Origin of the sequence: Nonomuraea muscovyensis, assembly GCF_014207745.1 — a bacterium.
Lineage (GTDB): Bacteria > Actinomycetota > Actinomycetes > Streptosporangiales > Streptosporangiaceae > Nonomuraea > Nonomuraea muscovyensis.
The window spans coordinates 2609951-2630693 of record NZ_JACHJB010000001.1 but is presented as its reverse complement, the minus strand read 5'-3'; the positions used below and the strand labels follow the sequence as shown (position 1 = coordinate 2630693).

The window sequence follows — 20743 nt, the reverse complement described above, 5'->3', positions numbered from 1 at the left end:
CGGGCACGGTACCGGTTCTGCACCAAATGATGCAAAACCGGTGCGGGGCGCCGGCCTCGACGCGCACCCGAACCGGATACGCGGAAGGGGTGTGCCGCGCGTGCTGCACACCCCTTCCGCGCCGGCGTACGGGCCTCGGTCAGGCGCCGACGTAGGCCGCGAGATGCTCCCCGGTCAGCGTGGAACGGCCGGCGACGAGATCGGCGGGCGTCCCCTCGAAGACGATCCGGCCGCCGTCATGGCCGGCACCGGGACCGAGATCGATGATCCAGTCGGCGTGCGCCATCACCGCCTGGTGATGCTCGATGACGATGACCGACTTGCCGGACTCGACCAGCCGGTCGAGCAGGCCCAGCAACTGCTCCACATCAGCGAGATGCAGGCCGGTGGTCGGCTCGTCCAGCACGTACACGCCGCCCTTCTCGGCCATGTGGGTGGCCAGCTTGAGCCGCTGCCGCTCGCCCCCGGACAGCGTGGTGAGCGGCTGGCCGAGACTCAGGTAACCGAGCCCGACATCGGCCAGCCGGACCAGGACGGCGTGCGCGGCCGGCGTGCGCGCCGGGCCGGCGCCGAAGAACTCCTCGGCCTCGGCCACCGACATCGCCAGCACCTCGCTGATGTCACGGCCGCCGAAGTGGTACTCCAGCACCGACGCCTGGAACCGCTTGCCCTCGCACTCCTCGCAGGTCGTGGCGACCCCGGCCATCATCGCCAGGTCGGTGTAGATGACACCGGCGCCGTTGCAGTTGGGGCAGGCACCTTCGGAGTTGGCGCTGAACAGCGCCGGCTTCACACCGTTGGCCTTCGCGAACGCCTTGCGGATCGGGTCGAGCAGCCCGGTGTAGGTCGCCGGATTGCTCCGTCGCGAGCCACGGATCGCGCCCTGGTCGATCGACACCACACCAGCCCCGGCCGGGATCGACCCGTGGATCAGCGAGCTCTTGCCCGAACCGGCGACACCGGTGACCACGCACAGCACCCCGAGCGGGATGTCGACGTCGACCTCGCGCAGGTTGTGCGCCGTCGCGCCGCGGATCTCCAGCATGCCCTTGGGCGTGCGCACCGTCTCCTTCAGCGCGGCCCGGTCGTCGAGATGGCGGCCGGTGAGCGTGCCGGCGGCCCGCAGCCCCTCGACGGTCCCCTCGAAGCAGACGCTGCCACCCGCCGTACCGGCGCCGGGGCCGAGGTCGACGACGTGGTCGGCGATCGCGATCGCCTCCGGCTTGTGCTCCACGACGAGCACCGTGTTGCCCTTGTCCCGCAGCCGCAGCAGCAACTCGTTCATCCGCTGGATGTCATGGGGGTGCAGGCCCGTGGTGGGCTCGTCGAAGACGTAGGTGACATCGGTGAGCGAGGAGCCGAGGTGGCGGATCATCTTGGTGCGCTGCGCCTCGCCGCCCGACAGCGTGCCCGACGGCCGGTCCAGCGACAGGTAGCCCAGCCCGATCTCCACGAACGAGTCGAGAGTGCGCTGCAGCACGCCGAGCAGCGGCGCCACCGACGGCTCGTCGAGGCCGCGGACCCACGCGGCCAGGTCGCTGATCTGCATCGCGCAGGCTTCGGCGATGTTGATCCCGCCGATCCGCGAGGAGCGGGCCGCCTCGTTGAGGCGGGTGCCATCGCACTCGGGACAGGCGGTGAAGGTGACGGCCCGGTCCACGAACGCCCGGATGTGCGGCTGCATCGCCTCTCGGTCCTTGGAGAGGAACGACTTCTGGACCCGGGGGAGCAGCCCCTCGTAGGTCATGTTGATGCTGTCGACCTTCACCTTGGTCGGCTCGCGGTGGAGGAAGTCGTGCAGTTCCTTCTCCGTGTACTCGCGGATCGGCTTGTCCGGGTCGAGGAAGCCCGACGCGGTGAAGACCCGCACCAGCCAGCCGTCCACGGTGTAGCCGGGGATGGTGATCGCGCCCTCGGCGAGCGACTTGCTCTCGTCGTAGAGCTGGGTCAGGTCGACGTCGGTCACGCTGCCCATGCCCTCGCAGCGCGGGCAGGCGCCGGCGGGCAGGTTGAAGCTGTAGTGGAACGACGGCCCGGCACTCGGCTCGCCGAGCCGGCTGAAGACGATCCGCAGCATCGCGTTGGCGTCGGTGGCGGTGCCGACCGTGGAGCGGGAGTTGGCGCCCATCCGCTCCTGGTCGACGATGATCGCCGTGGTCAGCCCCTCCAGCAGGTCGACCTCCGGCCGTGCCAGCGTCGGCATGAAGCCCTGCACGAAGGCGCTGTAGGTCTCGTTGATCAACCGCTGCGACTCCGCGGCGATCGTGCCGAACACCAGCGAGCTCTTGCCCGAGCCGGAGACGCCGGTGAACACCGTCAGCCGGCGCTTCGGGATCTCGATGCTGACGTCCTTGAGGTTGTTCTCGCGCGCGCCCTGCACGCGGATCAGATCGTGGCTGTCGGCGACGTGCAGCGCAGGCGACTGCGTGTCCGTCCTCGTGGGCGTGCTCATATGTCTCCATTTCCTACGCGGGGGCCGCCTTCGCGGTATCCGTCGGCGTCGCCCCGCTCGATCTAACCAGCTTCGAGCCGTACGTCTGTTCGCGTCGTCCGACGGTCGCGGCAACGGTCCGCTGACCGCCTGATCGGCGGTGCCGGCCGGGTCGGCGCTCGGCGCGAGAACCAAGGCGGCATGCCGGGGAGATGTGGGACCACCGGTACGGGTGGCCGGCGCACGCGGGTCGAGGCACTGGCCGCCCGGACCTCTTTGCCATGGGGGCGCCGACGCCCGGTGCCGCGACGGCGCTGAGCGCGGGAGCGGGGATCGGCACTCATCGGCCCTGAATCAGCCCGAGGATGTCGCCATCGGGGTCGGGCCGGGGCGGCGGTCGCCTCCGGGAGGCGGAAGAGGCCGGCTGGGACCAGAAACAGAAGGGGTTGTGCCGATGATCACGGCACAACCCCGCTGAGCTGGCGGTAGGGGATTTGAACCCTGATAGGTCGCCCTACACACGCTTTCCAAGTCTGTGGACCTTCGTCCACCGCCGGTCAGGAGGTTGCCGCCCTCCGGATCGCCGTCGGTGGTCTTCCTCTCCCAACGCACATGTCCTTGTCCCGGAGGTCGAGCACCCGTGGCGTGCTCACGCGGGATCAGGGATGTGGGCGCCCAATCGGGGTTCAACGCGGGGAGACCGGATCCGTGCCGAGAAATCCCGGCGGCGTTGGCGACCACCGTCCCTATCGTTCCGCAAGCCGTCTAGGTCGTCACGCACCCACATCGCGGTGGTGCCACGCCGACGCACCCGAGACCGGTGACTACGGCGGGTTACCTGGCCGCCGGAGACCGGCGGCACCGTGGAATCACTACTGAAGGGGGTTGGAGGAGATTTCTCCGGAGGGGGTGATGTCGTAGATCTTCTCGGCGGATCCGGCGGCGGAGGCGGAAGAGGCGGTCGCAGCGCCAAGGCCGATCGCGAGAAGACCGGCTGCGGTCACCACGGCGAGCTTCTTGAGCAGTCTGACGTGTGTCACGAGACCTCCCGTGCGATACGAAGATGAAGGGGTGATGGTATTGGACACAGAGATCACGACACAATCCTCCCTATAAGGCTGGGGCACGAGCCTATGAACGGTAGGAATGTGACGGTGTCAGGCGAACACCCGACAAACTTCGTCTCCCCGGTGAGCGCGGCATTCCTGCGGGCCGGCGACTTCAGGCGTGAGGTCCGAGGGGCGGACGCGCTCGAGAGGACGGGTCTCCACCGCCTGCACGATCAAGGCGGCGCTGCTGCACCAGCGGGTGGTCCGCAGGGGCGCCAGATGAGGCGACTGGCCGCGGTGCCGCCCAACTGCCGGCCATCGCCAACCGGTCGCACTCACAGCTCTGAGCGCCTGCCACGCCGCCACCGCTGGGTCGTGGTGAACAGGGTCGACGACGGCGATGGCGGGATCGCGGGTGGACAACGTGCTCGACGACTTGCAGACCGCCTTCAAGTGGAGGTGGAAAGCGCTCCGCGCAGCAGAGACGCTCGTGCTGTCCCGACCCGACGGCAACGCATCCGGCGAGCTTGGAGGATGTCCTGCCGTGGTCTCTCCTGGTGATCAGTAGCCTGGCGAGTCATTTGTAAGGCGCCTGTAAGCCTGCACATCTAGACATGCACATGTGAACCAAGACGCCGGAAATCTGCACGAAGACGGCGTTCCTCCGCAGTCGCCGCAAATAGGCTCGATCATCCCATTCAATGCCGACTTCGTTGAAGGAGGGGAGCGCTCCTCGTGACGCTGGAGATCAGATTCCTCGGCCCGTGGCAGGTCCTGGCCGCTGACGAACCGGTCCGGTTCGCCGGGCATCGACGAATCGGCGTGCTCGCCAGACTCGCCCTGGACGCCGGGCAGGCCGTACCCACCGAGCGGATCCTCACCGACGTATGGGGAGACAGCTCCGCGTCGACCATGGCCAAACAACTCCACATCGTGATCTCCAAACTCCGCGAAACCCTCGGACCCCACACCACCGAAGAGATCATCCAGACCGTGCCCGGCGGCTACCGGCTCGCGCTCCAGCCAGACCACATCGACGCCCACCTGTTCACCCGCCTGGCCAAACGCGCCCGCACCGCCCAGGCGCAGGGGGCCAGGGACACCGCGGACGCCCTGTTTCGCACCGCCCTTCAGCTGTGGCGAGGCGAACCACTGGCCGGACTGGCCGCCCCCTGGGCACGAATCGAAGCCACCCGCCTGGAACAAGAACACCTCACCGTCCTGGAAGACCACGCCGATCTCCGCCTCGCCGCCGGCGACCACCACGCGCTGGCCGTCGACCTGGTCGCACACGTGCGGGCCCACCCACTACGCGAACGCCCCGCCGCCCAACTCATGCTCGCCCTGCACCGCGCCGGCCGCCCGTCCGAAGCGCTCGCCGTCTACCAGGACACCCGCCGGATCATGGTCTCCGAACTCGGCATCGAACCCGGCGCCGAACTACGCCGCCTGCACCAGGCCGTCCTGGTCAAGGACCCCGTCCTCGACCTGACCACCCCGGCCCAACAGGCCACGCTCAGCGAGTCGTACATCCCGGCCGAACTGCCCGCCGGCACCAACGCCTTCACCGCCCGCGCCACCGAGATCCAACACCTGCGCACCGCGCTCGGCCCCGCCGACGGACTCACCCACGGACCCACCATCACCGTGATCGACGGACCCGGCGGCATCGGCAAATCCGCCCTGACCGTCCACGTCGCCCACGCCATGGCCGAACGATTCACCGACGGTGTCATCTACCTCAACCTGCACGGATCCACCCCCGGACTCGACCCGCTGACCCCAGCCCAAGCCCTGCGTCACCTGCTGCGCTCCCTCGGCCTGGACGGCGCCGCCGTCCCCGCCGACCCCGGCGAGGCCGCCGCCCGCTACCGCTCCCTGACCGCGACCTGCAACCTGCTGGTCATCCTGGACAACGCCCGCGACGTCCGCCAGATCCGCCCGCTCATCCCCGCCGGCCCCGACTGCCGGGTCCTGATCACCAGCCGGGACCCGCTGGCCACCCTGGACAACGCCGGCCACCTCCACCTGGGCACCCTGAACGCCGCCGACGCCGCCGCGCTACTGTCCCGCCTGGCCGGACCCGACCGGGTACGCGCCGAACCGCAGGCGGCCGAGCGGATCGTCCACCTGTGCGGCGGTTTCCCCCTCGCCCTGCGGATCGTCGGCGCCCGCCTGGCGGCCCGCCCCGACTGGGCCCTGTCCGACCTGGAAGTACGGCTGGCCGACGCCACCCGACGCCTGGACGTGCTGGAGTACGCCGACCTGGCCATTCGCGCCAGCATCGCGGTCAGCCACCACCGCCTCCGAGAAGAACCCGCCGGCCGCGACGCCGCCGACCTGCTGCCCCTGCTGGGCCTGCTCGGCCTGCCCACCCACACCCCCGCCGCCACCGCCGCCCTGACCGACTGGCCCCACCACCGCGCCGAAGCCGCCCTGGAACGCCTGCGGGACGCTCGTCTCCTCGAGTCCGCCGGGCCCGACCGCTACCAGTTCCACGACCTGGTCGGCCTCTATGCCCGCGAACGCGCACACCAGGACCTGTCGGAGGAGGAACGCACCGCCGCCGAACGGCGCGCGCTCCACCACTACCTGACCACCCTCTGGATGGCGAGCACCATGCTCGCCAGCGATTCCGTACTGCGATGCCCCGTCGAGTTGCCCGACATCTCCTTCGAGGACCTGGCGGAGGCGGAACGATGGGTCCAGGGCGAGCGGGACAACCTGCTCGCCGCCGCGCAGCAGGCGTTGGTCGGCCCCGACCCGGCGACCGCCATCGGCCTGGCCGTCGGACTCCACTGGCCCTTCTGCTACCAGGGCTGGCACACGCAACTGGCCGACATCTACGCGCACGCCATCGAGGTGGCCGATCGCATCGGGGCATGGGAGGACAAGGCCCAGCTCCGCAGCTTTCTCGGCTGGGTCTACCGAGACCAGGGCAGCTACGACGCCGCGATCGCGCAACTGAAGACAGCTCTCGCCGACTGGGACCGTGCCGGCCTGCCTCGGCGCAAGGTCGGGGTGCTCAACAACCTCGGCGTCATCAACACGATCGTGGGCCGTCTCGACGAGGCACTCGGCTACCTGGAGTCCGCGTTGGAGCTCAACGACGACGCCGAACGCCCTGGGGCCACGGCCACGATCCGCAACAACCGGGTGCACGTCTACTACCGTCAGGGGCGCTTCGACGAGGCGATCGCGGAAGCACGCCAGTTGGTGGAGCTGGGGCCGAAGGTGGGCCCGCTCGCCGATGCGGGCATTGCACACGGTTCGCTGGGCGACGCCTACCGTCATGCCGGTCGGCTGCCCGAGGCGATGGAAAGCTACACGACGGCCGTGCGGCTGCTCCGCGAGTCGGGATACCGCCTGAAGGAAGCCGTGTCACGCTGGTGGTTCGGCACCACGCTGCACGACCTCGAACGGCACGGCGAAGCACGCAAACAGTGGGAGGACTCCGTCCGCCTCCTGCGCGACGCCCGCCTGCTCACGCCCCGGGAGGCGACCGAGACCCTCGCCCAGGCCGTGCCGGAAACACCCCAGCCGATCAAGAACATGCTCTGACCCTCACCCCGGCGCGTGTCACCCAATGCCCGACATTTTCGATCTGGACGAATTCTGGGTGACGGCGACTGGTGCCAGTCCCGGCGGAGGACGCCATGTACCGGTCACGGCAGCCTCCAACGCGCTCCCACCAGAGCACTCCCTCGTCGGCGGGACGCGTTCCATGCATGCGGTGGCACGCCCAGAACGGGTGGGACCTGAGGCATGCCGCCGCCGCCTGGAGGTGCGCGGCGGCGCGACGGTGGACGCCTGGGACGGGTCATCGCCGTCTGCCCCAAGCGCAAGCAGGTGAGAGCCGGGACCGGTCTCGCGTATCACGATGGGGTGGTCCGGTAGCGGCATGGCACGCCGGCACCAGCACGTCACCGACGGCGTCCGGAACACGGTGGCGAAGCAGGTCGACGGCCTGCTCTGGGAGGGGAGGAGTCCTCCGAAGGGGCCGACTGAGACCAGAACTGAGACTGGAAAGCCGGAAGGGGTGTGCCGCTACTTCGGCACACCCCTTCGGAGCTGGCGGAGGATAGGGGATTTGAACCCCTGATAGGTTGCCCTATACACGCTTTCCAAGCGTGCGCCCTCGGCCACTAGGCGAATCCTCCGCCGACGAGCTTACCGGACTCATCAGGGTCTGCGGACCACGATTTTCCGTGTGGCGGCATGGGAGCGAGCACTGCCGTATCCGGCTAGACTGTCCACGGACCCCTCGCGCGGCGTCATCCTGTGAACCTCCCCAGGGCCGGAAGGCAGCAAGGATAAGCGGGCTCTGGCGGGTGTGCGAGGGGTTCTCTTCGTTGTGAGCCCCTCGCAGGCGGGATGGTCGCATGAGCCTTGCGCTTTACCGCAAATACCGCCCTGGGACCTTCGCGGAGGTCAAGGGTCAGGAGCACGTCACCGACCCGTTGCGGCAGGCGTTGCGTACGAGGCGCATCAACCACGCCTACCTCTTCAGCGGCCCGCGCGGCTGCGGCAAGACCTCCAGCGCCCGGATCCTGGCGCGCTCGCTCAACTGCGAGAAGGGCCCGACGCCCGACCCGTGCGGCGAGTGCGAGTCGTGTGTCGCGCTGGCTCCCACCGGTCCCGGTCACCTCGACGTCATCGAGATCGACGCGGCCTCGCACGGTGGTGTGGACGACGCGCGCGACCTGCGCGAGCGGGCCTTCTTCGCCCCGGTCGCCGCCCGCTACAAGATCTACATCATCGACGAGGCGCACATGGTGACCCGCGAGGGTTTCAACGCGCTGCTCAAGCTCGTCGAGGAGCCCCCGCCACACCTGAAGTTCATCTTCGCGACGACCGAGCCCGAGAAGGTCATCGGCACCATCAAGTCGCGCACCCACCACTACCCGTTCCGGCTGATGCCGCCGGCGACGCTGCGAGCGCTGCTGGAGGAGATCCTCACCTCCGAGAGCGTTCCGTTCGAGCCGAACGCCCTTCCGCTCGTCGTCCGCGCCGGCGCCGGGTCGGCCCGAGACTCGCTGTCCATCCTCGACCAGCTCCTCGCGGGCGCCGACGACGACGGCATCACCTACGCCAAGGCCGTCTCGCTGCTCGGCTACACCGACGGCGACCTGCTCGACGAGGTGGTCGCCGCGTTCGCCGCCCGCGACGGCGCCCGGGTCTTCCACACGGTCAACCGGGTGATCGAGGGCGGTCACGACCCGCGCCGGTTCGCCTCCGACCTGCTGGAGCGCTTCCGTGACCTGGTGATCCTGGCCAACGTGCCGGAGGCGGCCTCCAGCGGGCTGCTCGACCGGCCGGCCGACGAGCTGGAGCGCCTGGTGGCGCAGGCCGCCTCGATGGGCCCGGCCGAGCTGACCAGGGCCGCCGAGGTCTTCAACGCGGGGCTCACCGAGATGCGCGGCGCCACGTCCCCACGGCTGCTGCTGGAGCTGATGTGCGCGCGTGTGTTGCTTCCGGGGGCGGCGCAGGGGGAGGAGGCGCTGCTGGCCCGGCTCGAACGGCTGGAACGCGGCGGCACCCTCGCGGCGATGGCCGCCCGCGCCTCGGGCTCCGGGCCCGCCGGTGGCCCGCCTCCGGCACCCGCCCACCAGCCGTCGGCGCCCGTCCATCAGCCGTCGGCCCAGTCCTCGCAGCCTGGGGCCGTTCCGCAGCCGTCCGGGGCTCAGGCCGGGAGCGGCTCCCAGGCGGGAGCGCCGGTCGCAGGAGACGGGGAGGCGTCCGCGCCGGTCGACGGCGCGTCCGCGGGGCCGGCCTCGGGTGACTCCGGCGGGCAGGACGACTGGCCCGAGCCGGCACGACCGGGCGCGCCCGCACAGGGCGGGGCGCCGGCCCGGTCCGGTCACGGGCAGGGCGGGGCGGCGGGGCAGCAGGGTCACGGGCAGGGCGGGTCTGCCGCTCATCCCGCCCCCGGTCACAGCCACGCCGGGTCCGGTGGGGGCGCGGGGGCGATCCAGCAGCAGTGGCCGGCCGTGCTCGCCGCGCTCAAGCAGCGCAGCATCGTCGTCTGGGCCAACGTCAGCACCAACGCCCAGGTCGTGGGCGTCGAAGGCAACCTGGTGACGCTCGGGTTCGCCCAGGTCGGCGCGATGAAGAACTTCACGGGCGGCGGCAAGGACGCCGTGGTGGCCACCGCGCTGGGTGACGTGCTGGGCGGCACCTGGCGGGTGGAGGCCGTGGTCGGCGGCTCGCCCGTTCCCCAGGGTGGCCGGGGTTCGCACGCGGGCCCGCCTCCGGGTCCTGCCCGGCCCGCCCAGCCGCAGCCGCCGGCACCCCAGCGGCCGCCCGCCGCCCCGGCACCACCCGCCCCGGCACCACCCGCGCCGGCACAGCAGGCGTCAGGGGCGCAGGTCTCGGGGCCGCACGGGTCAGGGCCGCACGGGTCGTCGGCCGGTGAGACCGGCGGGCAGGAGCCGGGCCGGCCCGGCGGGGCGGCGGACCGGGGCAGGCAGACCACCGACGAGTCGTGGCCTGACGCTCCCGACGACTTCGCCCCGGGTTCGCCGCCCACGTCTGACCACACCACGGGCGCCCTCGGCCGAGGCGCGGTCCCGTCCGGCTCGGGCGGCGGCACGCCCGGTGCCGCCCCGGCTGCCGGGACGCCCGGCGCGGTCGCGGGTGCCGCCGGCGCCGGCGTGGCCGCTGCGGGCGGGGTGGCCGCGGGTGCGGCGAGTTCGGCCGTGGCCGCGGCGCGGTCGGCCGCGAAGGCGGCGGCCCAGGCCGGTCCGCGGGCCCCGGCTCCGCGTCAGGGCGGCTCCGCCGGCTGGCCGGACGCCGTGCCCGGCCGTCGCCGGGTCCCCGACTCCGACGAGGTCGACCCGCTGAACGACGCCAACGCCGACGTGGACGAGCTGTCCGGCATGGCGCTCCTGCAACGGGAGCTGGGCGCCCAGGTGATCGGCGAGATAGACCACACCTGACGCATGATCCTCACCGGTGGACGGGGGAAGGCTTTCCCGGCACTCGGCGGCGAGGCTTTTCCGGCTGGAAATCCCCTTCCCGGGCGTGGGGCTGCTGGGGGTTCGGGCTACACGGTCAGCCGGCGAAGAGGCGGGCCTGGGCGGCGGCGGCGCGGTGGTCGGTGGAGGGCAGGGAGGCGGCGATGCGTTCGAGGACCTGGACGTCGGCCCGCCCGCTGGAGGTCTGCGCGTAGGTCCACAGGTCGTCGGGGGAGCCGCGCAGCAGCAGGCAGGTGCGTACCTGGACCTCCAGCTCGTCGCGTTCGCGGCGGATCTCCGGCGACTCCGAACGCGGCAGCAGCGGCCCCGGGTAGGCACGAGCCAGTGACGCCGGCTCTCCGGCGGCCAGCAGCCGCCGCACCTGGAGGAAGTCGGCTTCGAGGGGCGAGGTGAGCCGGTACGGCTTGGCGCCGATCGTGCCGCGCAACTGGGTGCGCAGCCGGTGGATCTCGGCCCGGATGGTGACGGGGTTGCCGTCGTCGCCGTACAGGTGGAAGGAGAGCTGCTCGGCACTGAGGCCGCGCGGGTGCAGGGCGAGGAGGGCGAGGATCTCGGCGTGCCGGAGGGAGAGCGGCAGGCGGCGCTCGCCGAGGACGGCCGCCGGCGGGCCGTCGCCGAGGAGGGCGAGCCGGAGCGTGGGAGGAGCGGCCGAGGGGGCGGAGCGCAGCAGGTAGCCGTCGGCGAACGGCTCCAGCACCGCCACCCGGCCGTCGCGCAGCAGCATGCGCCCGCCCGGCGCGGGGAGGGGCACCCGCTCGCCCGCGATGCCCCCGGGGTCGCCGGCGAGGACGCGGCCGGTGGGGGAGAGCAGGATGCCGGGTCGCGAGCGCAGCGACTCGTAGCGGCGGCGCAGCTGTTCGTCGTGCTCGTGCATGCGCAGGGTGAGCTGCGCCTCGGCGAGCCGGGCCGTGGCGCCGACCAGGGCCACGGTGGCCGGGTGGAGGCTGGACGCCGTGCCGCTGACGTCGAGGCAGCCGAGCACCTCGCCGGAGTCGGGATCGACGATCGGGGCGGCGCTGCACGACCAGACGTGCAGGACGTGGACGAGGTGCTCCTCGGAGTAGACGTGGACCGGCCGCAGCATCGCCAGGGCGGTGCCGATGCCGTTGGTGCCCATGCGGTCCTCGGCCCAGGCGTGGCCGTCGGCGAGCCCCACCCGGTCGGCGCGGCGCATCGTGCCGCGGTCGCCCTCGCGCCACAGCACGCGGCCCTCGCGGTCGGTGATCACCACGATGTGCGCCGCCTCGCCGGCCATCCGCCCGAGGGTCTCGACGAACAGCGGCACCAGGGGCCGCAGCGGATGGGAGGCGCGGGCGTCCGCCAGGCCGGCGGCGCTGAACGCCAGGGGAGCGGCCCCGGTCGCGGGGTCGATGCCCGCGTCCAGGGAACGCCGCCAGGAGGCGCCGATCAGCCGGCGCGGCCCGTCGGGGCACGCGTCACCGGTGACGGCCGTCTCGTGGGCGCCGCGAAGGAGGCGGGAGTACGCGGCGAGATCGGCGTAACTCATCGGATACTCCAAGTAGTCGGACCCGTATGGCGAGCATCCGCGCCGGAAAGGGTCCGCGCAAGTCGTTAGAGTCGATCGCGAAACGTGATTGAACGATAGCAACGTGTGTGCAACGTGCGCGGGGCTATGGTTCCATTCAGGCGTCGGCATGGTGCGGCCGCTCCGGTCGGCGTTGTGGCCGGGTCTCGGACACTGGAGGGGGGCCGGGATCCGGCCAGCAAACCGGGCGCACACCCGTCAGGCGGGGGCGTCCGGCGGGCCGATCCCCTCCTTGGGCGAAACACCAGTAGGCCCCAGTACATGACTAGGCCCAAACACCGTAGGCTCGTGGAGTCAAGAACGCGGAGCCACGAGGAGCGCACGACGGTGAACCCAGGGGATGTCAACCTGCAGCAGCTGCTGGAGCAGGCCCAGCTCATGCAGCAGCAGCTTGTGAGCGCCCAGCAGGAGCTCAACGACGCGCAGATCGAGGGCTCGGCCGGTGGCGGCCTGGTCACGGCCGTCGTCAACGGCTCGGGCGAGCTGCTCGAGCTCAAGATCGACCCGAGCGTGATCGATGCCGCCGACCCGCAGGACACGGCCGACACGATCGCCGACCTGGTGATCGCGGCGGTTCGTGACGCCGTGCGGGCGGCGGCCGACCTGCAGCAGGAGAAGCTCGGCCCGCTGGCCCAGGGGCTGGGCGGCGGCGGTCTCGGCCAGCTGCCAGGGTTCTAGGCCATGTACGAGGGGGTCGTCCAGAACCTGATCGACGAGTTGGGCCTGCTGCCCGGCGTCGGTCCCAAGAGCGCGCAGCGGATCGCGTTCCACCTGCTGGCGGCCGATCCGGTCGACGTCAAGCGGCTGGCGCACGCGCTGCTCGAGGTCAAGGAGAAGGTGCGCTTCTGCCGGGTCTGCGGCAACGTGGCCTCCGAGGAGGAGTGCCGCATCTGCCGTGACGCGCGCCGCGACACCCACGTGATCTGCGTGGTCGAGGAGCCGAAGGACGTCGTCGCGATCGAGAAGACGCGCGAGTTCCGCGGCACCTACCACGTGCTGGGGGGCGCGATCAGCCCGATCGACGGCGTCGGGCCCGACGACCTGCGCATCCGTGAGCTCATGACGCGGCTGGCCGACGGCCGCGTCACCGAGCTCATCCTCGCCACCGACCCCAATCTGGAGGGGGAGGCGACGGCGACCTATCTCGCCCGGCTGGTCAAGCCGATGGGCGTCAAAGTGACACGATTGGCCAGCGGTCTGCCTGTGGGCGGTGACCTCGAGTACGCCGACGAGGTGACCTTGGGCCGCGCTTTCGAAGGACGGAGGCTGCTGGATGTCTGACCAGTGGACCGCGCTGGCAGAAGAGATCGCCGGACACGCGCAGAACTATCTCGACGGACTGACCAGGGTGGCGGGCGGCGAGGGCGGTGACGCCATCTGGTCGCTGCTGCTGGTGGAGGTCGCGCAGGTGAGCCTCGCGGGGGCCAAGCTGGGCGCCAACGAGGACGTGATCCTGTCGGGCAACTACGAGCCGCCGCTGAGCGAGGACCCCGACATCGACGGCGTGCGCACCGCGCTGGCCGAGCGGCTGGAGGCGGTCGACGACTACGCCGAGGTGTTCGACCCGTACAAGGACACGGGCGTCACGCCGTACCGGCTGTCCGACGACCTGACCGCGGTGGCCGCCGACCTCATCCACGGGCTGCGCCACTTCCAGGCCGGGAGGCCGCACGAGGCGCTGTGGTGGTGGCAGTACTCCTACTTCAACACCTGGGGCAACCACGCGGGCGCGGCGATGCGGGCGCTGCAGGCGCTTGTGGCGCACTCGCGGCTGGACGTCGCGGAGGAGACCACCACGGTGTGATCACGTCCCACATAGTGGTATGAGCCAGCAGTGTCATGAGAAGCCCCAAGTAGACTGGCACCTCACAGTCCGAACCGGGAGACTCTCGTGGCGCTCGTTGTGCAAAAGTACGGTGGTTCGTCCGTCGCCGACGCGTCCTGCATCAAGCGGGTCGCGCAGCGGATCGTCGCGACGAAAAAAGCCGGCAACGACGTGGTCGTGATCGTCTCCGCGATGGGCGACACGACCGACGAACTGCTCGACCTGGCCGAGCAGGTGTCGCCGCTGCCCCCGGGCCGCGAGCTCGACATGCTGCTGACCTCGGGTGAGCGCATCTCGATGGCGCTGCTGGCCATGGCGATCGCCAACCTCGGCCACGAGGCGCGCTCGTTCACCGGCTCGCAGGCTGGTGTGATCACTGACTCCACGCACGGCAAGGCGCGCATCATCGACGTGACGCCGAGCCGCATCCGCGAGGCGCTCGACCTGGGCAGCATCGCGATCGTGGCCGGGTTCCAGGGCGTCTCGCAGGACACCAAGGACATCACCACGCTGGGCCGGGGCGGCTCCGACACGACGGCCGTGGCGCTGGCGGCGGCTCTCGAGGCCGACGTCTGCGAGATCTACACCGACGTCGACGGCGTCTTCACCGCCGACCCCCGCATCGTGCCGGCCGCCCGCAAGATCCCCCGCATCTCCTACGACGAGATGATGGAGATGGCGGCCTGCGGCGCGAAGATCCTGCACCTGCGGTGCGTCGAGTATGCTCGCCGATTCGACCTGCCGATTCACGTACGCAGCTCGTTCAGCACCAAGGAAGGCACGTGGGTCGTCTCCGACCCTTACACCGAAGGAACCGAGATGGAGCAGCCGATCATCTCCGGCGTCGCGCACGACCGGAGCGAGGCCAAGATCACCGTTGTCGGAGTGCCCGACAAGGTCGGAGAGGCTGCCGCGATCTTCAAAACTCTGGCGGACGCCGAGATCAACATTGACATGATCGTGCAGAACGTCTCGGCGGCGGCCACGGGCCGCACCGACATCTCCTTCACGCTGCCCACGGCCGACAGCTCGACCGCGCTCGCGGCGCTGAAGAAGATCCAGGGTGAGATCGGCTACGAGTCGCTGCTCTTCGACGACCAGATCGGCAAGGTGTCGCTGATCGGTGCGGGCATGCGCTCCCACCCGGGCGTCACCGCGACGTTCTTCGCCGCCCTCGCCGACGCGGGGGTCAACATCGAGATGATCTCCACTTCGGAGATCCGCATCTCAGTGATCGTCGGGCAGGACGGCGTCGACGCGGCCGTGGCGGCCGCGCACCGCGCCTTCGATCTCGACGCCGACCAGGTCGAAGCCGTGGTGTATGGAGGTTCCGGACGATGAGCAGGCCCAATCTCGCGCTGATCGGCGCCACCGGTGCCGTGGGCACCGTCATGCGCGACATCGTGTCCAGCCGTGACGACATCTGGGGCGAGATCCGCCTCGTCGCCTCGCCCCGCTCGGCGGGCAAGGTGTTGCGGGTGCGCGGCGAGGACGTCGTCGTGCAGGCGCTCGCGCCCGAGGTGTTCGACGGCATCGACATCGCCATCTTCGACGTGCCCGACGAGGTGTCGGCCGTGTGGGTGCCGATCGCGGCCGAGCGCGGCGCGATCGCGGTCGACAAGTCGGGCACCTTCCGCATGGAGCCCGACGTGCCGCTGGTCGTGCCGGAGGTCAACCCGCTCGACGCGCGCCGGCGCCCACGCAACATCATCTCCACGCCCAACTGCACGACGCTGTCGATGATGGCGGCCATGGGCGCGCTGCACGCCGAATACACGCTCAAGGAGCTCGTCGTCGCCTCCTACCAGGCGGTGTCGGGCGCCGGTGTGGCGGGTTCGGCCCGGCTGTACGACGAGGTCGAGGCGCTGGCCGGTGACCGCGCGGTGGGCCAGGTGGCCGGTGACGTGCGCAAGGCGCTGGCCAACAAGCTGCCCGACGACTCGCCGTTCCCGGCGCCGGTCGCGTTCAACGTGGTGCCGTGGGCGGGCTCGTACAAGGACGGCGGCTGGGCGTCCGAGGAGCTGAAGCTGCGCAACGAGTCGCGCAAGATCCTCGGCATCCCCGACCTGAAGGTCTCCGCGACCTGCGTCCGGGTGCCGGTGATCACGACGCACTCGCTGGCCGTGCACGCCCGCTTCGAGCGGGAGATCACCGTCGCCGACGCCCACCGGGTGCTCCAGGACGCGCCGAGCGTGGTGCTCATGGACGACCCGGCCAACGGGGTCTTCCCGACGCCGATCGACGTGGTGGGCACCGACCCGACCTACGTGGGCCGGGTCCGGCAGGCGGTCGACTTCCCCAACACGCTCGACCTGTTCGTCTGCGGCGACAACCTCCGCAAGGGGGCCGCGCTCAACGCGGCGGAGATCGCCGAGCTGGTCGCGGCCGAGCTGGCCGAGGGCTAGGACGTCCGGGGTCCCCGGATCACGGGACCCGTCCGGCGGCGCCGCACGCGATCGTGCGGCGCCGTCCGGCGTTTCCGGGCGCGGGATGTTTCCCGGCGGTGGGATGGTCGCGGCACGGTGTGTTCCCGGCCACGCGGCATCCCCCGGCCTGACGTGCCGGCGGGCATTCACGTGTTCTCCGGCGTGGTGGAGCCGGGGTCGTGGTCGGGTGCGACGCGGCCGGGCTTGTACCCGGGCGCGGCGATGCCGGGCTTCACGGTGGTGAAAGCCATGGCAGGGGGGTGGGCGGCGCGTTCGGTGGGCCGCTACTTGAACATGATGTCCCAGTGGTCCGACTCGTCGGCGTAGACGGTGCCGGAGGGCGCGCGGTAGAGGCGGGCGCCGTCGCCGCGGACGCCGGCCGGCTCGCTGTGCTGGGCGATGTACCTGTCGATGCAGGCGTTGTGCGAGATGTCGAGCTTGTAGCCCTGGCCGTGGCTGAAGCGGCCCGGCGCGTGGCCGACCTCGGTGCCGCCGGTGACCATGATCGGGCAGTCGCTGGCGTGCTTCAGCGCGATGATCCGGGCGACGGTGCCCGTCCGGACCGAGTCCAGTGACGTACAGGTGTTGACGTGCCTGTCGGTGCAGTGGCCGGTCGACCTGTAGCGCAGGCCGGCGCCGAGCAGGTACTTGGCCGCGTGGTCGTGCGACATGCGCACGGTCGCGTGCCGGTGCTTCACACGCCCGAGGTTCAGCGCGGGAAGCGCCGCGCGGGCGGTCCCGGTCGCCGTGCGCGCCCGCCGGTCGGCGGCCTTGCGGTGCCTGCCGCCGTCGCCGGGACGGTACCCCGAGACGTACCCGTCCTGCGGGACGTGCCCGGACTGCTGGGCGTGCGAGTGGACGTGCCGGTGCTGCGGGACGTACCAGCGGGAGACCTGGACGGGCTCCTCGACGTGGTACGACCGAGTGATTATTCGTGGCGTCAGCCGCGGCTCCCCGTCGGGTGCCATGGGAGCGGCCGAGGCGGCCGGCGCCAGCGCGATTATGGAGATCTCAATGCCGAGGAGCAGGCCCACCAGGGGCCGAGCGGTTCCACGTATCCACATGTCGATGCCTTTTCGCGGAAATAGCCCTTCCGCCTGAAAACATCAATCCCATGCTTCACACGGGTTGACCCCCGTCGCACGGGTATTTTTGCCCTGTGTCGGCGATCACCGTGCGGCTCCATGACCTAACGCGCTACGAACCCGTAAAGTGACGAACGTGTCCGAAGCCCGAAACCGAGGATCGGAGAGCACCAGAGAGGTCATCGTCGAGACGGCCTTGCGACTGTTCCGGGAGCGTGGCTTCGAGGCGACGACCATGCGCGCCATCGCCGCCGAGGCCGGGGTCTCCGTGGGCAACGCCTACTACTACTTCGCCGGCAAAGAGGCGTTGATCCAGGCGTACTACGACCGCGCCCAGGCGGAGCACGAGGCGGCCTGCCGCGAGCTGCTCGCCGAGGAGACGTCGTTCGCCGCCCGGCTGAGCGGTGTGCTGCGCGAGTGGGTGCGCGTCTCCGAGCCGTACCACGAGTTCGCGGTGAAGTTCTTCAAGCACGCGGCCGAGCCGACCAACCCGCTCAGCCCGTTCAGCGCGCAGAGCTCACCCGCGCGCGAGGCGTCGATCGCCATCTACCGGCAGGTCGTCGAGGGGTCGCACGACCGGATGAACGCCGAGCTGCGCGAGGAGCTGCCCGAGTTGCTGTGGCTGCTGTCGATGGGCATGGTGCTGTTCTGGGTGCACGACACCTCGCCCGGTTGCGAGCGGACCCAGCGGCTGATCGACGTCACGGTGCCGCTGGTGGACCGGCTGGTCGGGCTGTCACACCTGCCGGGGCTGCGGGGGATCACCAAGGACTTCATCGCGGCGGTGCACGAGCTGCGGGCGTAGTGCCCACTGCCCGCCATACCGTCCGGTTGGTATGGTCCCCGTACCGGATGCCGAGGTGGAGGCCGCATGACGCAGAACTGGGGCATGACGATCCCCTTCCAGGACCGCTCGCTCGCCGGCTCGCGCGAGCTCGTCGAGCAACTGCCCGAGCTGGGCTACACCGACGTCTGGTCGGCGGAGGTCAGCGGCGTGGACGGGTTCGTGCCGCTGGCCCTGGCGGCGCAGTGGGCGCCGGGGCTGCGCCTGGGCAGCGCGATCGTGCCCGTCTCGACGCGCGGCCCCGGCCTGCTGGCGATGTCGGCGGCCACGCTGGCCGACCTGGCGCCCGGCCGTTTCACGCTGGGGATCGGCTCGTCGTCGCCGGTGATCGTGGAGCGCTGGAACGCGGGCACCTTCGCCAGGCCGTACGCGCGCACCCGTGACACGCTGCGCTTCCTCAGGCGGGCACTGGCGGGCGAGAAGGTGTCGGAGGCGTACGAGACGTTCGAGGTCGGCGGATTCCGGCTGGAACGGGCGCCGGAGGTCCCTCCGAAGATCGTGCTGGCCGCGCTGCGGCCCCGCATGCTGCGCCTGGCGGCCGAGGAGGCCGACGGGGCGATCACCAACTGGCTGTCGCCGGAGGACGTGCGCCGGGTGCGCGCCGAGATCGGGCCGGACACCGAGCTGATCGCCCGCCTGTTCGTGATCGTCAGCGAGGACGCCGAGCGGGTGCGGGCGCTGGCCCGGCGCATGCTGGCGGCGTACCTGACCGTGCCGGTGTACGCGGCCTTCCACGACTGGCTGGGGCGCGGCGAGGTGCTGCGGCCGATGCACGAGGCATGGGCGGCGGGCGACCGGCAGGCGGCGGTGCGGGCGATCCCCGACGAGGTGGTGGACGCGCTGGTGGTGCACGGCGACGCGGCGACCTGCCGGGCCCGGATCCGGGAGTACGTGGCTGCCGGGCTCGACACGCCGGTGCTCGCGCCCGTGGCCGGCGGTGAGGTGCCGATCGCGGAGGCCGTCCGCGCGCTGGCTCCCGGGGCCTGAGACGCGCCCGGCTCGGCAGCTCATGCGGCTGGAGGAGCGCTCGACCGGCTCGCGGGCGCGGCGGTCTCACCCCGGTCCTGAGAACATGGCCGTCTCGTGAGACGACGGGCGCCTTCACACGGGTGAGGCGGGGGCGAGGGGAGCGGGCGTGGACGACGTGCTGCGGATGGACGCGGTCGGGCAGGCGCGGGCCGTGCGCGACGGGCAGGTGTCGCCGCGGGAGCTGGTCGAGGCGGCGATCGCCCGGATCGAGGCGCGCGACGGCGAGCTGAACGCCGTCGTCCATCGCCGGTTCGAACGGGCGCTGGCCGAGCTGGCGGGCATCCCCGAGGAGGCGCCGTTCCGAGGGGTGCCGATCCTGCTCAAGGACCTCGGCTGGCGACAGGCGGGCGAGCCGTACAGCGGGGGCTCACACGTCCTCGACGGGCTGCGGGTCGAGCGTGACGGCTACGGTGTCGCCCGGCTGCGGGCGGCCGGCTTCGTGGTGCTGGGCCGGACCAACACGCCCGAGCTCGGCAGCACGATCACGACCGAGCCGGTGGCGTTCGGGCCCACCCGCAACCCGTACGGGCCGGGCTACTCGCCGGGCGGGTCGAGCGGCGGGTCGGCGGCGGCGGTCGCGGCCGGGATGGTGGCGGTCGCCACGGCCAGCGACGGCGGCGGGTCCATCCGCATCCCGGCTTCGTTGTGCGGGCTGGTGGGGCTCAAGCCGACCCGGGGCCGCATCAGCTTCGGGCCCGACGGGGGCGAGGGGTGGAGCGGGTTCTCCTGCCCGGGGTTCGTGACGCGGAGCGTGCGCGACACGGCGGCGGCGCTCGACCTGGTCTCCGGCTTCCGGCCGGGCGACCCGTACGACGCGCCCGCGCTGCCCGGGCCGCTGGCCGGTGAGGTGGGTGCGGACCCGGGACGGCTGCGCGTCGGGTTCGTCACCCGGCATCCGAGAGGCGACGTGCCCGAGGACCCCGAGGTGTCCGAGGCCGTGACCCGCGCCGCCGGGCTGCTGGAGGCGCTCGGTCACGACGTGGGCCCGTCCTGGCCGGAGGCACTCGGTGACGCCGGCTTCCCGCTCCGCTTCGGCGCGGTCGTGGCGGACAACCTGGCCGCCGAGATCGAGAACATCGGCTCCTGGCGGGGCAGGCCGGTCGAGCTGACGGAGCTGGAGCCGCGCAACGCCGAGCTGGTGCGTGCCGGGCGCGCGCACAGCGCGGCCCAGCACATCCTGGCCGTGCAGTGGATCGACGCCTTCCGCCGGCGGATGGCCGCCTGGTGGGAGTCGGGGTACGACCTGCTGCTGGCGCCGTCGCTGGGCGTCGCGCCGTTCGAGCTGGGCTGGATCCCGCCGCACGACCTCAGCGTGGCGAGCGGCCGGACGGCGCGGGCGGTGGCCTACACCTCGCCGGTGAACGCCACCGGGCAGCCGGCGATCTCCCTGCCGCTGCACGTGTCGCGGTCGGGGCTGCCGGTGGGCGTCCAGCTCGTGGCCGCCGCCGGTCGCGAGGACCTGCTCGTCCGGGTCGCGGCACAGGTGGAGGCGGCACGACCGTTCACGCACGCGGCCCTGGGGTGACAGGCG

Annotated in this window: 14 protein-coding genes, 1 tRNA gene and 1 other RNA gene; 11 read left to right on the top strand and 5 right to left on the bottom strand. The window is 71.5% G+C overall.

The annotated features are described in order from the left end of the window. Positions 1–139 precede the first annotated feature (139 nt). Together FHU36_RS12400 and FHU36_RS12395 are read right to left on the bottom strand one after the other, a co-directional pair. Complete coding sequence (locus tag FHU36_RS12400) at positions 140–2452, bottom strand: ATP-binding cassette domain-containing protein (RefSeq protein ID WP_185083859.1); 2313 nt, start codon at positions 2450–2452, stop codon at positions 140–142. 851 nt (positions 2453–3303) lie between these two features. Further along, entirely contained in the window at positions 3304–3471 is a 168-nt protein-coding gene (locus FHU36_RS12395) for a hypothetical protein (RefSeq protein ID WP_185083858.1), read from the bottom strand. A gap of 744 nt (positions 3472–4215) precedes the next feature. On the opposite strand from FHU36_RS12395, the gene FHU36_RS12390 reads away from it, so the two are divergent. Then, positions 4216–7041, top strand: coding sequence for an AfsR/SARP family transcriptional regulator (locus FHU36_RS12390; protein WP_185083857.1), 2826 nt, complete (start codon positions 4216–4218; stop codon positions 7039–7041). Between the two features lie 511 nt (positions 7042–7552). Here FHU36_RS12390 and FHU36_RS12385 read toward each other — a convergent pair. Next, positions 7553–7640 (bottom strand) — tRNA-Ser (locus tag FHU36_RS12385). A gap of 95 nt (positions 7641–7735) precedes the next feature. Here FHU36_RS12385 and ffs point away from each other — a divergent pair. Both ffs and FHU36_RS12375 read left to right on the top strand, forming a co-directional pair. Continuing rightward, an RNA gene (gene ffs / locus FHU36_RS12380) (signal recognition particle sRNA small type) lies at positions 7736–7831 on the top strand. Between the two features lie 31 nt (positions 7832–7862). Next, positions 7863–10418: a DNA polymerase III subunit gamma and tau gene (locus tag FHU36_RS12375; protein ID WP_185083856.1), complete on the top strand. Its 2556-nt coding sequence runs from the start codon at positions 7863–7865 to the stop codon at positions 10416–10418. Positions 10419–10533: 115 nt separating this feature from the next. On the opposite strand, the gene FHU36_RS12370 is transcribed toward FHU36_RS12375, so the two are convergent. After that, positions 10534–11964 carry a helix-turn-helix domain-containing protein gene (locus tag FHU36_RS12370; protein WP_185083855.1) on the bottom strand — a complete coding sequence of 477 codons (1431 nt, stop codon included), beginning with the start codon at positions 11962–11964 and terminating at the stop codon, positions 10534–10536. 366 nt (positions 11965–12330) lie between these two features. On the opposite strand from FHU36_RS12370, the gene FHU36_RS12365 reads away from it, so the two are divergent. The 5 genes from FHU36_RS12365 (at position 12331) to FHU36_RS12345 (ending at position 16233) form a co-directional block, all read left to right on the top strand. Next, positions 12331–12681 carry a YbaB/EbfC family nucleoid-associated protein gene (locus tag FHU36_RS12365; protein WP_101787598.1) on the top strand — a complete coding sequence of 117 codons (351 nt, stop codon included), beginning with the start codon at positions 12331–12333 and terminating at the stop codon, positions 12679–12681. 3 nt (positions 12682–12684) lie between these two features. Further along, positions 12685–13284 (top strand): recombination mediator RecR, encoded by a 600-nt coding sequence (gene recR, locus FHU36_RS12360; RefSeq protein WP_185083854.1) that lies wholly within the window; start codon positions 12685–12687, stop codon positions 13282–13284. Next, positions 13277–13807: a DUF5063 domain-containing protein gene (locus tag FHU36_RS12355; RefSeq protein ID WP_101787600.1), complete on the top strand. Its 531-nt coding sequence runs from the start codon at positions 13277–13279 to the stop codon at positions 13805–13807. The genes recR and FHU36_RS12355 overlap by 8 nt, the downstream gene beginning before the upstream one ends. 87 nt (positions 13808–13894) lie before the next feature. Continuing rightward, positions 13895–15169, top strand: a complete 1275-nt coding sequence (locus FHU36_RS12350; RefSeq protein ID WP_101787601.1) for an aspartate kinase — start codon at positions 13895–13897, stop codon at positions 15167–15169. Continuing rightward, entirely contained in the window at positions 15166–16233 is a 1068-nt protein-coding gene (locus FHU36_RS12345; protein ID WP_185083853.1) for an aspartate-semialdehyde dehydrogenase, read from the top strand. The genes FHU36_RS12350 and FHU36_RS12345 overlap by 4 nt, the downstream gene beginning before the upstream one ends. A gap of 305 nt (positions 16234–16538) precedes the next feature. Here the strand turns inward: FHU36_RS12345 and FHU36_RS12340 are convergent, their stop codons facing one another. Beyond that, complete coding sequence (locus FHU36_RS12340) at positions 16539–17318, bottom strand: hypothetical protein (RefSeq protein WP_185083852.1); 780 nt, start codon at positions 17316–17318, stop codon at positions 16539–16541. A 157-nt stretch (positions 17319–17475) separates the two neighbouring features. Here FHU36_RS12340 and FHU36_RS12335 point away from each other — a divergent pair, with 157 nt between their 5' ends. The 3 genes from FHU36_RS12335 (at position 17476) to FHU36_RS12325 (ending at position 20737) form a co-directional block, all read left to right on the top strand. Then, on the top strand, positions 17476–18144 hold the full coding sequence (locus FHU36_RS12335) for a TetR/AcrR family transcriptional regulator (protein WP_185083851.1): 669 nt from the start codon (positions 17476–17478) through the stop codon (positions 18142–18144). 66 nt (positions 18145–18210) lie between these two features. After that, positions 18211–19170 (top strand): LLM class F420-dependent oxidoreductase, encoded by a 960-nt coding sequence (locus FHU36_RS12330; RefSeq protein WP_185083850.1) that lies wholly within the window; start codon positions 18211–18213, stop codon positions 19168–19170. 148 nt (positions 19171–19318) lie between these two features. After that, positions 19319–20737 carry an amidase gene (locus tag FHU36_RS12325; RefSeq protein ID WP_221495853.1) on the top strand — a complete coding sequence of 473 codons (1419 nt, stop codon included), beginning with the start codon at positions 19319–19321 and terminating at the stop codon, positions 20735–20737. Positions 20738–20743: the final 6 nt, after the last annotated feature.

Excerpts from the sequence above, each read along its gene's own strand:
- FHU36_RS12340 (WP_185083852.1), bottom strand. The coding sequence starts at position 17,318 with ATGTGGATACGTGGAACCGCTCGGCCCCTGGTGGGCCTGCTCCTCGGC.
- FHU36_RS12355 (WP_101787600.1), top strand. The coding sequence starts at position 13,277 with ATGTCTGACCAGTGGACCGCGCTGGCAGAAGAGATCGCCGGACACGCG.
- FHU36_RS12345 (WP_185083853.1), top strand. The coding sequence starts at position 15,166 with ATGAGCAGGCCCAATCTCGCGCTGATCGGCGCCACCGGTGCCGTGGGC.
- FHU36_RS12370 (WP_185083855.1), bottom strand. The coding sequence starts at position 11,964 with ATGAGTTACGCCGATCTCGCCGCGTACTCCCGCCTCCTTCGCGGCGCC.
- FHU36_RS12330 (WP_185083850.1), top strand. The coding sequence starts at position 18,211 with ATGACGCAGAACTGGGGCATGACGATCCCCTTCCAGGACCGCTCGCTC.
- FHU36_RS12375 (WP_185083856.1), top strand. The coding sequence starts at position 7,863 with ATGAGCCTTGCGCTTTACCGCAAATACCGCCCTGGGACCTTCGCGGAG.
- recR (WP_185083854.1), top strand. The coding sequence starts at position 12,685 with ATGTACGAGGGGGTCGTCCAGAACCTGATCGACGAGTTGGGCCTGCTG.
- FHU36_RS12400 (WP_185083859.1), bottom strand. The coding sequence starts at position 2,452 with ATGAGCACGCCCACGAGGACGGACACGCAGTCGCCTGCGCTGCACGTC.